General features: G+C 70.9%; 14 protein-coding genes. 5 read left to right on the top strand and 9 right to left on the bottom strand.

Features of this window, described 5'->3' with window-relative positions; genetic code table 11:
- Positions 1 to 512 (bottom strand): sodium/proton-translocating pyrophosphatase (locus ABTZ89_RS21860; RefSeq protein WP_351047565.1); only part of this gene is annotated, 512 nt, incomplete at its 3' end.
- Between the two features lie 442 nt (positions 513 to 954).
- Between ABTZ89_RS21860 and ABTZ89_RS21865 the strand changes: the two genes are divergently transcribed.
- Positions 955 to 3,297, top strand: coding sequence for a DEAD/DEAH box helicase (locus ABTZ89_RS21865; RefSeq protein ID WP_351047568.1), 2,343 nt, complete (start codon positions 955 to 957; stop codon positions 3,295 to 3,297).
- 142 nt (positions 3,298 to 3,439) lie between these two features.
- Here ABTZ89_RS21865 and ABTZ89_RS21870 read toward each other — a convergent pair whose 3' ends face one another.
- The 8 genes from ABTZ89_RS21870 to ssd all read right to left on the bottom strand — a co-directional run bounded on the left by ABTZ89_RS21870 (position 3,440) and on the right by ssd (position 9,144).
- Positions 3,440 to 4,105: a bifunctional DNA primase/polymerase gene (locus tag ABTZ89_RS21870; protein ID WP_270947405.1), complete on the bottom strand. Its 666-nt coding sequence runs from the start codon at positions 4,103 to 4,105 to the stop codon at positions 3,440 to 3,442.
- A gap of 290 nt (positions 4,106 to 4,395) precedes the next feature.
- Entirely contained in the window at positions 4,396 to 4,743 is a 348-nt protein-coding gene (locus ABTZ89_RS21875; RefSeq protein WP_270947406.1) for an Rv3654c family TadE-like protein, read from the bottom strand.
- Complete coding sequence (locus tag ABTZ89_RS21880; RefSeq protein ID WP_351047572.1) at positions 4,740 to 5,126, bottom strand: TadE family type IV pilus minor pilin; 387 nt, start codon at positions 5,124 to 5,126, stop codon at positions 4,740 to 4,742. The genes ABTZ89_RS21875 and ABTZ89_RS21880 overlap by 4 nt, the downstream gene beginning before the upstream one ends.
- Positions 5,126 to 5,326 (bottom strand): DUF4244 domain-containing protein, encoded by a 201-nt coding sequence (locus ABTZ89_RS21885; RefSeq protein WP_270947408.1) that lies wholly within the window; start codon positions 5,324 to 5,326, stop codon positions 5,126 to 5,128. Before ABTZ89_RS21885 ends, ABTZ89_RS21880 begins: the two co-directional genes overlap by 1 nt.
- Positions 5,327 to 5,359: 33 nt before the next feature.
- Positions 5,360 to 6,055: a type II secretion system F family protein gene (locus tag ABTZ89_RS21890; protein ID WP_351047576.1), complete on the bottom strand. Its 696-nt coding sequence runs from the start codon at positions 6,053 to 6,055 to the stop codon at positions 5,360 to 5,362.
- Complete coding sequence (locus tag ABTZ89_RS21895; RefSeq protein ID WP_351047579.1) at positions 6,052 to 6,834, bottom strand: type II secretion system F family protein; 783 nt, start codon at positions 6,832 to 6,834, stop codon at positions 6,052 to 6,054. Before ABTZ89_RS21895 ends, ABTZ89_RS21890 begins: the two co-directional genes overlap by 4 nt.
- Positions 6,828 to 8,039: a TadA family conjugal transfer-associated ATPase gene (locus ABTZ89_RS21900; protein ID WP_351047581.1), complete on the bottom strand. Its 1,212-nt coding sequence runs from the start codon at positions 8,037 to 8,039 to the stop codon at positions 6,828 to 6,830. Before ABTZ89_RS21900 ends, ABTZ89_RS21895 begins: the two co-directional genes overlap by 7 nt.
- Positions 8,040 to 8,079: 40 nt before the next feature.
- A complete protein-coding gene (ssd, locus tag ABTZ89_RS21905) occupies positions 8,080 to 9,144 on the bottom strand; it encodes a septum site-determining protein Ssd (RefSeq protein WP_351047583.1) in 1,065 nt (354 codons plus the stop codon).
- A gap of 694 nt (positions 9,145 to 9,838) precedes the next feature.
- On the opposite strand from ssd, the gene ABTZ89_RS21910 reads away from it, so the two are divergent.
- The 4 genes from ABTZ89_RS21910 (at position 9,839) to ABTZ89_RS21925 (ending at position 16,007) form a co-directional block, all read left to right on the top strand.
- Entirely contained in the window at positions 9,839 to 10,678 is an 840-nt protein-coding gene (locus tag ABTZ89_RS21910) for an HAD family hydrolase (protein WP_408641781.1), read from the top strand.
- A 510-nt stretch (positions 10,679 to 11,188) separates the two neighbouring features.
- Entirely contained in the window at positions 11,189 to 12,961 is a 1,773-nt protein-coding gene (locus ABTZ89_RS21915) for a glycoside hydrolase family 3 protein (protein ID WP_351047587.1), read from the top strand.
- A gap of 6 nt (positions 12,962 to 12,967) precedes the next feature.
- The gene (locus tag ABTZ89_RS21920) at positions 12,968 to 14,227 is read left to right on the top strand and encodes an exo-beta-N-acetylmuramidase NamZ family protein (RefSeq protein WP_351047590.1); all 1,260 of its coding nucleotides are present in this window, start codon (positions 12,968 to 12,970) and stop codon (positions 14,225 to 14,227) included.
- Positions 14,228 to 14,270: 43 nt separating this feature from the next.
- Positions 14,271 to 16,007: a serine hydrolase domain-containing protein gene (locus ABTZ89_RS21925; protein ID WP_351047592.1), complete on the top strand. Its 1,737-nt coding sequence runs from the start codon at positions 14,271 to 14,273 to the stop codon at positions 16,005 to 16,007.
- The last annotated feature ends 62 nt before the right edge of the window (positions 16,008 to 16,069 follow it).

Genomic DNA, 16,069 nt, shown 5'->3' on the forward strand with positions numbered 1-16,069 from the left:
GTGCGGAACGCGACGCGCATCGCCTTCTCGCGCCCCTCACCGGCTTCGCGGGCGGCCGCCGCGACGCGCACGTTCGCGCGGGTGGACAGCCACATGCCGAGGTAGCCGATGGCGGCTGAGAACGCGGCACCGAACAGGAAGAAGATCGAACGGCCGATCTGCTCGCCGATGGTCTCCGCGGGCAGCGCGAACAGCAGCAGGAACACGACCACCGCGAAGATCGCCAGGGTGCGGAACTGCCGGTTGAGGTAGGCCGAGGCGCCTTCCTGCACGCCTCGGGCGATGTCCTGCATCTTGGCCGTGCCCTGTCCGGCGGCCAGCACCTCCTTGATCAGGACGTATCCGAAGGCCAGCGCGGCCACGGCGATCACCATGACCACGCCGACGACCGCGTACTCGGCGCCGCCGAGTTCGATTCCGGAGGCTTGTTGGGCGAGGTTCATCCGGGATTGCGAGCTCGGTGGTGCAGCGCCCTGGGCCCAGCCGTGCTGGACCGGGGTGAGCAGGGACATCCGTCCTCCTGGGTTGTGCTCGGTTCAGCACCGGAATGCCCGCCGTTCTCGACCGGCTCCAGTGCGCGGTAGGCGGCCCCGCCCGCACGGCCGGTAATCGTCCGCTGGCCGTCCGTGGCGACGTCGTGGATCGGAAGTCTATTCAGGCCACAAGTGGCTTACCTCACGGTGTGATGTGCACCTCTCTCCGACGTGGGAATTTGTTATCGATTGATCGATCCAGTAGCCAACTTGATCACCCAGACGGGCCGATCTTGATTTGGACCGATCGGGTGACATGAGGTATAGGATGCGCCCTCGCAGGATCCGCCGCGGTTCGACGGCTGCCAGCGGGCTCCCCGACCGGATGGCCAGAACCAACCGATCGAGCGATACCGACACGACTGCGAGAACCGGGAACTCGTGCGCAGGCCTGACACCCGGCTGTGCGAGGCTCGCTGGTGTGCGCGCAGCGGACCAGAACACAGGGAAGCGGTTGCTCGACCGCGTGCTGGCCGGGGTGCCGACCGGCGAATCACCGATCCGCCACGTCGCGCAGCTGCCGAACCGCCCGGCCCGCACCGCCGACTGGCCGGAGTGGGCCTCGCCGCAGCTGGTCGACGCCCTCCGCGACCGCGGCGCCGAACGGCCGTGGGTGCACCAGGTCGAAGGCGCCGAAGCCGTCCGGGCCGGCGAGCACGTCGTGGTCGCCACCGGCACGGCATCGGGCAAGTCGCTGGTCTACCAGCTGCCGGTGCTGGCCCGGCTGCTCGAAGACGACCGCGCGACCGCGCTCTACCTCGCGCCCACCAAGGCTCTGGGCGCCGATCAGCTGCGCACCGTCGACGAGCTCGGGCTGAAGGAGGTCCGCGCGGCCGCCTTCGACGGGGACACCGCGCAGGTCGAGCGGGACTGGATCCGCGCGCACGGCCGGTGGATCTTCACCAACCCGGACATGCTGCACTACGGGATCCTGCCCGGCCACGGCCGCTGGGCCCGGTTCTTCCGGCGGCTCACCCACATCGTGGTCGACGAGTGCCACACCTACCGCGGCGTGTTCGGGTCGCACGTCGCGCTGCTGCTGCGCCGACTGCGCCGGATCGCGCAGCACTACGGCGCCGACCCGGTCTTCGTGCTCGCTTCCGCAACCGTGTCCGATCCGGATGCGCTGGCCGAACGCCTCACCGGAGTGCCCTGCCGCGCCATCACCGACGACGGCTCACCGCGCGGAGCCCGGACCATCGCGCTCTGGGAACCGCCGCTGCTGGAGGAAATCCTCGGCGAGAACGGCGCCCCGGTGCGCCGGGCCGCGGGCACCGAGGCGGCGCGGATCATGACGGAGCTGGTCATCGAGGACGCCCGGACGCTGGCGTTCATCCGATCCCGGCGCGGTGTCGAGCTGGCCGCGATCGCCGCGCAGCGCGCTCTGTCCGAAGTGGACGATGACTTGCCCGCCAAGGTCGCCTCCTACCGCGGGGGATACCTGCCCGAGGACCGGCGCGAGCTGGAGCGCTCGCTGCTCACCGGCGAACTGCTCGCGGTGGCGACCACCAACGCGCTGGAGCTGGGCGTCGACATCGCCGGGCTCGACGCCGTGGTGGTCGCCGGTTACCCGGGCACCCTCGCCTCGTTCTGGCAGCAGGCCGGTCGCGCCGGGCGGGACGGCGAAGGCGCGCTGGTGGTGTTCGTGGCCAGGGACGATCCGCTGGACACCTACCTGGTGCACCACCCGCCCGCGATGCTGGACCGGCCGGTCGAGGCCACGGTGCTCGACCCGACCAACCCGTACGTGCTCGAACCGCACCTGGCCTGCGCAGCCGCGGAACTGCCGCTCGACGAGACGTCGTTCGAGATCTTCGGCGGCGAACCCGCGCAGCTCGCGGTGCAGGCGCTCACCGCGGACGGCGTGCTGCGCAAACGCCCGCACGGCTGGTTCTGGACCTCCCGGGAACGTCCACACCGGACGGTGGAGCTGCGCGGCGCCGGCGGGCACCCGGTCGCGGTGGTGGAGGGCGATTCCGGCCGGATGCTGGGCACGGTGGATCCGGATTCCGCCTGCGGCACCGTGCACCCGGGCGCGGTGTACCTGCACCGCGGCGAATCGTTCGTGGTCGACGACCTGGACCTGGAGACCGGTATCGCGCTGGTGCACCCGGAGAGTCCGGACTGGACGACCTCGCCGCGCAACGTCGTGGACATCTCGGTGCTGCGGACCATCGAGCGCCAGGACACCGGACGGGGTGTGACGATCTGCCTGGGCGAGGTGGAAGTGACCTCGCAGGTCGTCGGCTACCTGCGGAAACGTCCGTCCGGGCAGGTGCTGGACCAGGTCGCGTTGGACCTCCCGGCGCAAACCCTGCTGACCCGCGCCGTCTGGTACACGGTCAGCTCCGAGTTGCTGATGAGCAGCGCACCGGGGGGCGCCGGGCTGGATCCGGCGCGCATCCCCGGTGCGCTGCATGCCGCCGAGCACGCGGCGATCGGCCTGCTACCGCTGTTCGCGACCTGTGATCGTTGGGACATCGGCGGGGTGTCCACCGCGATGCACGTCGACACCGGGGAGGCAACGGTGTTCGTGCACGACGGGCATCCGGGAGGGGCCGGATTCGCCGATCGCGGTTTTGCCGCATTGATCCCTTGGTTGGCCGCGACGCGGGAAGCGATCGCTTCCTGCGATTGCCCGGCTGGGTGCCCGTCCTGCGTTCAGTCGCCCAAGTGCGGGAACGGCAACGAACCGCTGGACAAGGCGGGGGCGGTGGCTGTTCTCGACGCGGTGTCGACCGTGCTCGGGGGTGGCGCTGGGTGAGGATCGGCTGGGCTGCACGACCGTCCACAACGGGTCTTGAGCACAGAGGAACCGTTGCGTGCTCGGATGTGTGCGTGTCCGGTCGTGTCGGGGAGCCCGGGCGCGGATGCCGATCCGCTCGGCGCCAGCACGGTCGGCAGGGTTAGCTGCTCGCCGCGAGGAGTTCCGCCACGTCTGGGTCGTTCTCGAGGTTCTCCCGACCCGTGCAGAGCGCTTCCTGCACGAAGTCCGGAGTGGGCAGCCGCCAGGCGCAGACCTCCGGCTTGACCCTCCAGTGCACCGAACCGCCCGGGTAGGCGGAGGGTGGCATGGGCACCCAGCTCCCCTTGCCGTGCAAGCGGATTCCGGGCACGTCGGCCAGCTCGGGGGCGAGTTCACCACCACCGGCCATCATGAAGTACCAGCGTCCCTTCGGGGTCGCCACGATCGGCACCGGGAAGCCGAGGGCGCGCAGCACCGAGGCTCCGGCCCGGCCGAGGACCGGGTCGACCTCGAGCGCGTCGACCGTGCTGCCGGTCGCGATCAGCAGGCTGTAGGGGTGCTCGGCCCACCAGGCCGTCACCTCGTCGGGGTTGGTGCCCAGCCGGGTCTGCCAGTCGCGGTGCACCGGCATCGGGCCGTGCTCCTGGCGACCGTGCCGGCCGATCCAGTGGTCTCCATCGGGATAGGTTCCGGGAAGCACCGGCCAACCGCGCGAAGCGAATCCGATTGCCTGCACGCGCAGTTCGATCCGGCTGCTGGTCAACCCGGCCGGGTGGGCCGGGACGCCGCGGAAGGCGCTCTGCCACCTCTCCGCCGACCATTGCATCTGTTCCGCCTCCTTGCTCCACAGTGGGCGGTTGACCGGTGGTCTTCGGGGGAACCACCTGTTCTCGACCTCGTTGTCGTGAACTCGTTGAGTCGTCCCGCTCACACCTCTAATCAACGGCATGCCACCCCGCCGAGTACACCCCGCGTCGGCGACCGGTCGTTCAGCCGCGACGAACGCGCTCGGGCGGAACACGTCAGCAGAAAGATCATCTGGATGAACGGTTTCGGAAGCACTGATGGCGCGGACTTCCCCAACCGTTCATCGACCGTTCGTCGTGGCTACCCCGATCACCCGTCGATCGGCCCTGCGTGCGCCCGTGCGCTGGCCTTTCCGCCGAACGGCGGAGTCGCGGGAAGATCAGCTTGAACGGTCACGCGGGCGTTCCAGCCCTCCAATCGGCACTCGACGACCGCGACGCGCATGCCGTCGGCGACTTCCGCAGCCCGCTCGCACGCCACTTCCGGCCCGCGCGGCGCGTGCGCTGCGGCGGCCAACGCCGCCAGGTCGGCAGCACCTTCCGCCCGGTGCCGAGCAGTGACGGCCGCACCGAGGTGGACGACGAACACGAGCAGCGCGAGCAGTGCCAGCGCGAGGATCGCGGACAACGCAGTGGCCGCTCCCCGATCGCCGCTCATCGCACCACCTGCCCTTCGACGCCCGGTTCCAGCACGGCCACCGCCCGCGCGTGCAGCCAGCGCCCGGACAGCTGGGCGGGCAGCGGCATGCTCACCTCCGCGCGGACGACGTCTCCGTCGACCTGCATCTCCAGCGCCGCACCTGCCGGTGCTATCCGGCGGACCGCTTCTTCGACGCGCGCCTGGTCTCCGCGCGCCGCCAGGCGAGCTGCCTCGACCGCCGCGTCCGTGCAGCGGAGGTGGCCGATCAGCGCGTTGGCACCGACCAGGGCCAGCACGAACACCGCCACCACCGAGCAGATGCCCAGTGCGGCTTCGACCGTCACCGCGCCGCGGTCGGGCGCTCCGGCGCCGTGCGGCACCGGAGCCACCTGTGCGGTCATCAGACCTCGCCACCCTCCAGGCTGCGCTCGATGAGACCGGCGAGCGCGTCCTTGATCGTGCCGCCGGTGACGATGTCGAACAGCAGCGAGGCGAAGGCGACCGCCGCCACCGTCCCCATCGCGTACTCAGCCGTCGTCATCCCGCCGTCGCCGCGCAGCAACGCGCGCAGCCGGCGAACGGGGAAGTGCAGATCCACCATCTCTCCTCCAAATGTCCACAGTGGATTTGTCGATCACCAGGGCACGGTCAGCCGATGCAGAGTTCCCATGACCACGGGGACCACGCCGAGGCACAGGAACGCGGGCAGGAAGCACAGGCCCAGCGGCGCGGAGATCCACACCGTCGCTCGTTGGGCACGTGCTTCGGCCTGCTCGGTGACCGTGGCGCGGGCGTGCTCGGCCAGCTCGGCGGCCACCTCGGCCAGGCCCTGGCCGGTGCGGGCCGTTCGCCTCGCCGCGCGGGCGAGCTCGGCGGTGTCCGGGTTCGACAGCGCCGGTTCCCAGCTCGTCACCGCGTCCGATCCGAGCGCGAGGTGATCGGCGACCTCGCGCAGGGTTCGGCGCGCGGCGCCGGCGAGTTCGTCGGCCACCGCCTGCACGACCACCGGCACCGGCAGTCCTGCCCGCATTCCGGCGGCGAGCAGGTCCCAGCCGGCCGCCAGCACCAGCGGATCGGTGCGCTCGCGTCTTCGGGCCACCGACCACCGGCGCGCGGCGATCGCCGCGGCCAAGCCGATCAGGACCCCCATGACCAGGCCGAACACCTGCACGGCGACCGATCCCACGGCCAGCGGGAGCAGCCACGCGACGGCGGACGCCCGCTGCTTCGGCCGGGATCGCGGACGCAGCGACCGCAGCCTTTCCCGTCCCGACGCGGTGGGGGCGATCAGCACCGCAACCGCCGCGAGCACCGGGGCGACTTCGATCATGACTGCACCGCCTCGGTCAGCCGCAACGTCCAGATCGCCCCAGCCGCCAGCAGGGCCACGCCCACCAGCAACAACAGCTGTCCCACCAGTCCACCGTTGAGCACCTCGAGCGGCCCCGATCCGATTGCTTCGCCGAACAGCAGGCCGCAGATCGGCAACCCGGTGAGCACCGCTGCCGTCGAGCGCGGACCGGCCAGCTTCGCCTCGACCCCGCGGCGGAACGCCGAGCGCCGCTCGACATCGCGACGGACCGCGTCGAGCAGGTCGGCCAGCGCGACGCCGTGCCGTTCCGCCAACGCCCACGCCCTGGCGATCCGCCCCAGCGGCGCGCGCAACTCGACGAGCTCGCATCCGCGCAGGACGGTGGCCACGTCCCCGCCGAGCCGCACCGTTGCGGCCATGTCCCGGAAAACTCCCGCGACCGCCGGTCCGGCCTCGTCCGCAGCACCTTCCGCCGCCGACGCGGGATGCGCACCCGCCCGCAGTTGAGCCACCAGCAGCCGCAGCCCAGCGGTCAGCTCGTCGGCACGGGCGAGCCGATCCCGCCTCCGCCACACGGACTGCCAGTGGTGCACGCCGAGCAGCGCCAGCCCCGATCCCGCGAAAAGGCCTGCCGGACCAGCTAGGACGAGCCCGACGACCGATGACACCAGCACCACGAGCAACCGCGCGTGGCGCACCGGTCCGAGCGCTGGCCGCGTTCGAACCCCGAGCCGGTCGCGGGAGCGGACCACCGGCCAGCACAGCACCGCTGCGGCCAGCAGCACGGGGATCAGCACGGCAACGCACCGCCCCTCGCCGACAACAGCGCGGCCAAGTCCGCACGGCCCGATGCCCAGCCGCCGTCGCGCTGCCAGGCCGGAACGACCTGGACCCGCTCCCCGTCGCTCCGCATCACGCCGATACCGGCCAGGTACCGGCCCCGCTGCGCGCTCCGCCGAACGTGCAGCACCACCTGCACGGCCGCGGCAAGTTGGCTGTGCAGCGCCGTGCGCGACAGCCCGCCCAGCGCGGCCAACGCTTCCATCCGGGCCGGGACCTCCTGCGGAGAATTCGCGTGCAGCGTGCCCCCGCCCCCGTCGTGGCCGGTGTTCAGCGCCGCCAGCAGCTCCCGGACCTCGCCGCCGCGCACCTCGCCGACGATCAGCCGATCCGGCCGCATCCGCAGGGCTTGGCGCACCAGGTCGCGGACCTGGATCTCGCCGACGCCTTCGACGTTCGGCGGCCGGGTGAGCAGCCGGACCACGTGCGGATGGCTCGGGTGCAGCTCGGCGGCCTCCTCGACGCAGACGATCCGCTCGGTCTCGGCGACCTCGCCCAACATCGCCGCCAGCAACGTCGTCTTCCCGCTCGCCGTGCCACCGACCACCAGGAATGCCAACCGCGCGGCGACTACCTCGCGCAGCACCTGCGCGGTCGGCCCGTCGAACGCGCCCGATTGCTGCAGCGCGGCCAGGTCGTGCGCCGCCGGGCGGAGGATGCGCAGCGAGATGCAGGTCCCCTCGCCCGCCACCGGCGGCAGGACCGCGTGCAGCCGCACCGCACCGGAGGTGCTCTCCTGCGGTAGCCAGGCGTCGACCCACGGTTGCGCGTCGTCGAGCCGACGGCCGGTGGACATCGCGAGGCGCTGCGCCAAGCGCCGCACCGCGTCCTCGTCGGCGAAGCGCACCGCAGCCCGCTGGAGGCCGTTGCCGCGATCCACCCAGACCTTGTTCGGCGCGGTCACCAGCACGTCGCACACCTCCGGGTCGTGCAGCAGCGGTTCCAGCACTCCGGCACCGCGAAACTCCTGCTGCACAAGGCGAAGTGCGGCGAGCACATCGGCATCGGCCACCAGCCCGCCGGATTCCTCGCGGACCGCGGAGGCGACGGCGCTGGAGGTCAAGGCGGAACCGCTACCGACCAGCCGGTTGCGGACCCGGGCCAGCAGCTCGCCGTCCACCGCACCGCCGACCGCCGGTTCCAGAACACGACTCGTGGACATGACTCTCCTTTCAACGCAGGGGAAAACTCGTCGAGAAGGTTCAGGCCGGTTCGAGCGCGGCCAGCACCTGCCGGGCCGCTCGGGCCACCGGACCGCGACGGCGCAGCCGCGCCAGCCCACCGCAGTCCACGAGCGCCGGCAGCTGCGGTTCTGGCCTCATGGTGGCCAGAACCTCGGCGCCCACCGCTCGCACCACATCGGCCGACCGGAGTCCACCTGGCGCGGGGCCGCGCACGACCAAGCGGACGGGGCCCGCGGCGTGCTCCCCGGCCGCCGCCACGACCCGCTCGGCCGCCGCCACCGCGCGGACCTCCGCTGGCACGACGACCACCGCGAGATCGGCCTCGCGCAGCGCGGCAGCAGCCGGCTCCGATAGGACGCGCGGCACGTCGCACACCACGACATCGCCAGCGCGCCGACCGGCCGCCAGCACCGCTCGCACGCCTTCCGGGGTCAGCCCGCTGGACGGTCCGCCGCGATCGCAGGACAGCACCGTGATCGCGCCAGAGCCGATCCGGCGTTCGGGCAGCGCCTGGTGCAGCGCGCTCGCCCCGAGCCGACCGGCGTTGACCGCCAGCCCCGACCAGCGCAAACCCTCGTCCGCCTCGGCGCCCACCGCGAGGTCGACACCGCCGCCCAGCGGATCGCAGTCCACCAGCAGCGCACGCGCGCCACCGCGAGCGGCGAGCACCGCGGCAGCAGCGGCCAGCACTGACGCTCCAGCGCCTCCGCAACCGCCCAGCACCGCGAGGACCCGGCCGTCCTGCGGCGGGCTGTCCGCCGCATCGGCCAGCAGCTCGATCAGCGCCGTCTCCTGGGCGGGCAGGGTGATCACCTGGTCCGCGCCGATCTCGAACGCGACCCGCCACAGCTCCGGCGTCGGATCTCGGCAGAGCACGACGACGCCGCGTCTTCGCGGCAACCCACCTGCTACTCCGGCGGCTGCGGCAGCCGCGTCGAGCAGCACCAACGGCGCCGCGCGCCAAGCCGGTGCGGACAGTTCTCCGGCGCGCACCAGTTCACCGCAGGACGCGGCGGCCAGGCGCGAAACTTCTTCGGCCAGGTCGCCATCTCGCACAACAAGAAGTGGACGTGCAGCAGTCATGACAAAAGCCTTCCGGTGAATCGAGGATCGGAGCGGAAAACCCCGAACGGGCCGCTCGACAACCACGGTGCACCGAACTTCGACTCCTGCCAAGGAGGTTTTCGAAATCTGTGGACAAATCAGTTCTCTGTGGACAACTCCGACTACACGAAAGGGTTGCGAGAGAAGCGATTGCCGGACGCCTCGCACCGCAACGCAGGTAGCGGAACCCCCCGCGGCACAAGACGAGTCCGCAACGCATACCGATCCGCCGCATTCCGAAAAAACCTCGGAATTTCGATTTCCCATTGCGATCGCAGACCTCGAAACCCACCCCGCAGGCGTGACCGCCGCGCTCGGCCGACTCCGAGAATCGCGCATCTGACGCGCAGGGGAGCTACCGCAGAAATGGGACGACCCCCGCCAGGGGGGAGGGGCGGGGGCCGTCGTCAGTTCAGCTCCGGGGGGTCGAGCTGAACCAGTCCGGCGGACCGGACTCCACACACTGTATCCCGCAGATCGCTCGCAATGCCCCCCGTCCATTTGAGGGAACGTTATTGCTCTCGGTGCGCACCTATCAGACGCAAGCAATCATTCGAGTCAAGAAATGTATCCCGCTAGCCGGAATACCCGAGCCAGAATGCACGCAGCGTGAAATAACACCGGTACGGGCCACGGCCCGTGCGCGGCCCGCGATCGACCCGCCGCAGCTCGTATGCTGTGCGGCGTGACAGAGCCCGCGAACCCCTCGCCCCACACCGGCCGCCGGGTGGCAGCGTTCTTCGACCTGGACAAGACGATCATCGCCAAGTCGAGCACGCTCGCCTTCAGCCGACCGTTCTTCCAAGAGGGACTGATCAACCGGCGGGCCGTGCTCAAGAGCGCCTACGCCCAGTTCGTGTTCATGCTGGCCGGTGCCGACACCGATCAGATGGACCGGATGCGCGCGCACATCACGTCGCTGTGCTCCGGCTGGGACGTCGAGCAGGTCAACGCGATCGTCGAGGAAACCCTGCACGACATCGTCGATCCGCTGGTCTACAAGGAAGCCACCCAGCTGATCGCCGAGCACCAGGAGCAGGGCCACGACATCGTCGTGCTGTCGGCCTCCGGCGAGGAGGTCGTCGCCCCGATCTCGAAGCTGCTCGGCGCCGACCACTGGTCGGGCACCCGGATGGTGGTGGCCGACGGCCGCTACACCGGCGAGGTCGACTTCTACTGCTCGGCGGAGAACAAGGCGATCGCCGCCAACGAGCTCGCCGAGCAGAACGGCTACGACCTCTCCGAGTGCCACGCGTACTCCGACTCGATCACCGACCTGCCGCTGCTGGAAGCCGTCGGGCACCCCACCGTGATCAACCCGGACCGCGCGCTGCGCAAGGAAGCGGTGCAGCGCGGCTGGCCGTCGCTGGCCTTCGACCACCCGGTGTCGCTGCGGGCCCGGATCCCCACCCCCTCGCGCGCGGCGGTCACCGCGGCCGGGGTCGGGATGGGCGCGGTCGCCGCGGCCGGCGCCGCGTGGTGGGGATTGCGCGCCTGGCGACGTCGTCGCTGACCCGCGATTTCGCTGACGCCATACCGCAAAGCGCGCGATGATCGCCAGTCTGCGAAGTCGCGACGTCGACAGCGCTCGAAGCCCTTGCAGTGACGGGCGTCACCGTCTACAAATGGAGGTGCGGACGCTGATTGGCCAGGGACGTTACGGAGGAGAAGTAACGTCCACCCCGATCAGACCTCCGCGTGCGAGGCTTGGAGCACCCACGCGTTGCCGCACACAAGGCTGGTCGTTCCACGGGGTTGCGTACCGGGACGCCGGACGCCTAGCCCGGAAGTTACGACAGAGTGCACGCTTGGTAACCCGAGTACTCGCGCAGTGGGGCGGAGCCCGCCGATCCGATCGGCGGGCTCCGCCGTATTTCTGCCTTCCTCCAGCCGTGGCGTCTTTCGCCCACGCCGATCCGATTTCGTTGACCGGCCGTGATGTCGTGAGTAACTTCCGAAATCGTCCGATTTCGTGGTGAACTCTTACCCGTCTGGCGAAGATCCGCCCCGCAGGGAGGCGAACGTGTCCCCGAAGACCCGCACGCGCCGCGCCGCGATCGCGCTCAGCGCCCTGGCCGTCGGAGCGGTGACGCTCACGGCCACCGGTGGTGCGTCCGCGCCGCACCGACCCGCCGATCTGCTCAAGGAGATGACGCTCGAGGAGAAGGTGGGGCAGCTCTTCGTCACCTACGCCTACGGGCGCACCGCGGACACCGCGGACCCCAAGAACAAGGAGGAGTTCGGCGTCGACACGCCGGCCCAGGTGGTGCAGAAGTACCACCTCGGCGGCATCATCCACTTCTCCTGGACCAGCAGCCTCTACGAGCCGAAGCAGATCGCCGAGTTGTCCAACGGGTTGCAGAACGCCGCGGTCAACTCGGGGGCCAAGGTGCCGCTGCTGATCTCCACCGACCAGGAGCAGGGCCAGGTCACCCGGATCCACGAGCCCGCGACCCAGTTCCCCGGCAACATGGCGCTCGGCGCCGGCCGCTCCCCGGAGGACGCCGAGCGCGCCGCCGCGATCACCGGCCAGGAACTGCGCGCGATGGGGCTCAACCAGGACTTCGCGCCGAGTGGTGACGTCAACGTCAACCCGGCCAACCCGGTGATCGGGGTGCGCTCCTTCTCCTCCGACCCGGCGCTGGCCGCGCAGCTCACCGCCGCGCAGGTCCGCGGCTACGAGGACTCCGCCAAGCCGGGCGAGACGGTGTCGGCCGCGGTCAAGCACTTCCCCGGCCACGGCGACACCAACCAGGACAGCCACACCGCGCTGCCGGTGATCGAGCACGACCGCCAGCAGTGGGAGCAGCTGGACGCGCCGCCGTTCAAGGAGGCCATCGGCGCCGCCACGGACGCGGTGATGAGCGCGCACATCGTGGTGCCCAAGCTCGACGACTCCGGCGAGCCCTCGACGCTGTCGCCGAAGGTGCTCACCGGGATGCTCCGCGAGGAGCTCGGCTTCAAGGGCGTGATCATCACCGACTCGCTGAAGATGGAGGGCGTGCGGCAGAAGCACCCGGACCCGGAGATCCCGGTGCTGGCACTCAAAGCCGGTGCGGACATGCTGCTGATGCCGAACGACCTGCAGGCCGCCATCGACGGCGTGCTCAACGCGGTGCGCAGCGGGGAGCTCAGCGAGCAGCGCATCGACCAGAGCGTGGCGCGCGTCCTGGCGCTCAAGGAAGGCCGCGGAGTGCTGGCCAACCCGTTCGTCGATGTGTCCAAAGTGGACCGGTTCGTCGGCAGCAAGGAGCACCTGGACCAGGCGCAGGCGATCACCGATCGCACCACGACACTGCTGCGCAACGACGGCGTCCTGCCGCTGAAGAAGCCGGGCAAGATGTTCGTGACCGGTGCTGGTGACGACGCCACGGCAGCGCTGGCCAAGCAGATCGGCGCGCGCGGGCCGCAAACCTCAGCGCTGGCAACGGGTCTGCAGCCGACCAAGGAGCAGATCGACCAGGCCGTCGAGCAGGCCAAGCAGAACGACGTGACGGTCGTGCTCACCAACGCCGCTTGGAGCGAGGCCAACGCCGGGCAGCTCGACCTGGTCCGCGCGTTGCAGCAGACCGGCAAGCCCGTCGTCGCGGCCGCCGTCCGCGACCCCTACGACGCGGGCCACGTCGACCTGCCCGCTTGGGTCGCCACCTACTCGGACAAGGCGGTGGCGATGGAATCGCTGACCAAGGTGCTCTTCGGCGAGATCGCCCCGACCGGCAAGCTGCCGGTCCCGGTGCCCGACCCGAACCAGCCCGGCACCGACGCCTACCCCTTCGGCCACGGCCTGGGCTGGTGACGGCCGGTGGCTGAGTTCCAGGTCAACCGCCGCGGACTGCTGACCGCGGCCGCGCTGGCGGTGCCCGCGGTCGGGCTCGCGTCGAGCTCCGCGTGCGCCGCGCCGCAGCAGTCCACCGACCTCGGCTTCGAGGTCAGCACCGGCGCGGACGTGCTCGCCGCCCGGAACTGGGAGGACGTCCGGGGCCGGCGCATCGGCGTGGTGACCAACCCCACCGGCGTGCTGTCGTCGTTGGAGCACGTCGTCGACGTCATGCACGCCAGCGGTGCGGTGGACATCGCCGCGGTGTTCGGGCCCGAGCACGGCTTCCGCGGCACGTCGCAGGCAGGCGGTTCCGAGGGCGACTACCGCGACCCGCGCACCGGTCTGCCGGTGTACGACGCGTACGGGGCCGACGCGGCGAAGCTGGCCGGGATGTTCCGCAAGGCGGGCGTCGAGCAGGTCGTCTTCGACATCGCCGACGTCGGCGCCCGCTTCTACACCTACATCTGGACGATGTACACCGCGATGCAGGCCGCGCAGCAGATCGGGGCCTCGTTCCTGGTGCTGGACCGGCCGAACCCGATCGGCGCCCAGGTCGCCGGGCCGCGGCTGGACCCGCGGTTCGCCTCCGGCGTCGGGTTGCTGCCGATCGTGCAGCAGCACGGGATGACCGTCGGCGAGCTGGCCAGGATGTTCGACCGCGCGTACTTGCCAGAACCGCTGCCGCAGCTCAACGTTGTGCGCGTGGAGGGCTGGAAGGAACGCACCGCGAACACCGGGCTGCCGTGGGTGCCGCCCAGCCCGAACATGCCGACGCAGGACACCGCCGCGCTGTACCCCGGAACCGGGCTGTTCGAGGGCACTGTGCTCTCCGAGGGCCGCGGCACCACCAGGCCGTTCGAGATCATCGGCGCGCCGGGCATCGACTGGCGGTGGGCGGAGGAGCTCAACAAGGCCGGGCTGGCCGGGGTGCGGTTCCGCGAGACCTACTTCGTGCCGACCTTCTCCAAGCACGCCAACGCGACCTGCGGCGGCGTGCAGGTCCACCGCCTCGGCGAGGTCGATCCGATCCAGATCGCGGTGGCCATGCTCGTCACCGCGCGGCGCCTGTACCCGCAGGTGTTCGGCTGGCGGCCGGACGACATGATCGACAAGCTGTCCGGTTCCGACCGGTTGCGCGGCATGATCGATCGCGGCGCTGACGTCGCCGAGATCGTCGATTCCTGGCAGGACGAGGTCAAGGACTTCCGAAGGCAACGCGACCCGTTCCTGCTGTACCGCTGAAGTTCCGCACCCGCACCGCAGACTGGTTTCGAGGGGGAACGCGATGGGCAGGACGATCCTGGCGGCCGTGGCGCTGCTGTCGGTCACCGCGCTGGCCGGCTCGGCAACGGCATCGCCCAGCCACGCGGACGGCCGGTTCGACCGCCCGCAGCACGAGTTCGCCCCCAGCGCGACCGTGCTGCGCGACGGCTCCCCCACCGACGTCGGACTCGATCCGGCCCCGATCGACGCGGCGTTGCAGCAGATCGCGGCGTGGACGGAGAAGACCCCGGGCCGCGATCACCCGATGTACGCGGGGGCGGTGAGCCTGCTGGTGCACGACGGCGTGGTGGTGCGTCGCGACGCCGTCGGGAAGGAGCTGCGCTACGCCGACGGCAAGGGCACCGAACTGCCCGCTGACCAGCAAGAACCGATGCGCACCGACACGATCTTCGACGCCGCCTCGATCAGCAAGCTGTTCACCTCGATCGCGGCGCTGCAGCTGGTCGACGCCGGTGAGGTGGACCTGGGCGCACCGGTCGCGGACTACCTGCCCGAGTTCGGCGTCAACGGCAAGCAGGGCATCACCGTCGAGCAGCTGCTCACCCACACCTCGGGCCTGCAGGCCGAGGTGCAGCTGTGGAAGTTGCCGCCGGAGCAGCGGATCCCGTCGGTCATGCAGCTGACCCCGGAGCACCCGCCGGGCACCAACTACACCTACGCCGACCCGAACATGATCACGCTCGGCGTGCTGGTGCAGCGCGTCACCGGCGAACCGCTGGACCGGGTGGTGGCCGAGCGGATCACCGGGCCGCTGGGCATGCGCGACACCGGCTACAACCCGCCCGCCTCCGAACTGCACCGCATCGCGGCCACGGAGTTCCAGGCCGATCCGCCGCGCGGCATGGTGCGCGGCCAGGTCCACGACGAGAACGCCTGGTCGCTGGGCGGCGTCGCAGGCCAGGCCGGGATCTTCTCCACCGCCGACGACCTGGCGACGCTGGGACAGGCGCTGCTCAACGGCGGCACCTACCAGGGAAACCGCATCCTGTCCGAGGACGCCGTGACGAAGATGCTGACCAACTTCAACGGCGCTTTCCCGGGCAACGCGCACGGTTTGGGCTTCGAGCTCGACCAGCGCTGGTACATGGCCGGGCTCAGCGCCCCGCACACCGCCGGGCACACCGGCTACACCGGAACGTCGCTGGTGATCGACCCGCTGTCGCGAACGGTCGCGGTGCTGCTCACCAACCGCGTGCACCCGTCGCGGGACTGGGGCTCGAACAACGCCGCCCGGCAGGAGCTGGCGCAGGGCATGGCGCAGGCACTGGCGGTGCGGCCGGAGTTCGGTTCGGATTCGTGGTTCACCGACCGCGCGGGCACGGTGACCACCGACCCGCTCGGCCCCGTCAGCGGTCCGGTGCAGGTCTCGTTCAGCGCGTTCGTGGACACCCAGCGGGACGCCGACGGGGTCGACCCGCTACTGCTGGAGTCCAGTGTGGACGGAAAGAACTGGCAGCCGGTACCGGTGCGCGCCACGGGCCCGGGAGCACCGGAGGGCGTGCAGCAGCAGCTGGCCGGATCGGGACATCGCAGCTGGTGGAAGGTGCGCGGCAGCGTCGCGGCTGAGCCGGGGCAGCGGGTGCTCCTGCGCTGGCGCTACGCCCCGGACGGCCAGTACACCGGACGCGGCGTGAACGTCGACGGCATCCTCGCCGCCGACCGCAACGCAACGCTCCTCGACGGGGAAACCCAGGCCGACCGCCTCCACCCCGACAACTGGACCTCCACCGACCGCTGACGACCTGGAGCGAACGGCCTGTTCACCTCACCTCCCGAGGCGAACAGGCCGTCCGCTCCTGT

The sequence above is a fragment of the Saccharopolyspora sp. NPDC002686 genome (assembly GCF_040295745.1).
GTDB classification, from domain to species: Bacteria; Actinomycetota; Actinomycetes; order Mycobacteriales; family Pseudonocardiaceae; genus Saccharopolyspora; species Saccharopolyspora oryzae.

What these genes read in the sequence shown, in the direction of transcription:
- ABTZ89_RS21880 (WP_351047572.1), bottom strand. Translation starts at nt 5,126, where the DNA reads ATGACCGCACAGGTGGCTCCGGTGCCGCACGGCGCCGGAGCGCCCGAC.
- ABTZ89_RS21910 (WP_408641781.1), top strand. Translation starts at nt 9,839, where the DNA reads ATGCTGTGCGGCGTGACAGAGCCCGCGAACCCCTCGCCCCACACCGGC.
- ABTZ89_RS21870 (WP_270947405.1), bottom strand. Translation starts at nt 4,105, where the DNA reads ATGCAATGGTCGGCGGAGAGGTGGCAGAGCGCCTTCCGCGGCGTCCCG.
- ABTZ89_RS21890 (WP_351047576.1), bottom strand. Translation starts at nt 6,055, where the DNA reads ATGATCGAAGTCGCCCCGGTGCTCGCGGCGGTTGCGGTGCTGATCGCC.
- ABTZ89_RS21900 (WP_351047581.1), bottom strand. Translation starts at nt 8,039, where the DNA reads ATGTCCACGAGTCGTGTTCTGGAACCGGCGGTCGGCGGTGCGGTGGAC.
- ssd (WP_351047583.1), bottom strand. Translation starts at nt 9,144, where the DNA reads ATGACTGCTGCACGTCCACTTCTTGTTGTGCGAGATGGCGACCTGGCC.
- ABTZ89_RS21885 (WP_270947408.1), bottom strand. Translation starts at nt 5,326, where the DNA reads ATGGTGGATCTGCACTTCCCCGTTCGCCGGCTGCGCGCGTTGCTGCGC.
- ABTZ89_RS21875 (WP_270947406.1), bottom strand. Translation starts at nt 4,743, where the DNA reads ATGAGCGGCGATCGGGGAGCGGCCACTGCGTTGTCCGCGATCCTCGCG.
- ABTZ89_RS21925 (WP_351047592.1), top strand. Translation starts at nt 14,271, where the DNA reads ATGGGCAGGACGATCCTGGCGGCCGTGGCGCTGCTGTCGGTCACCGCG.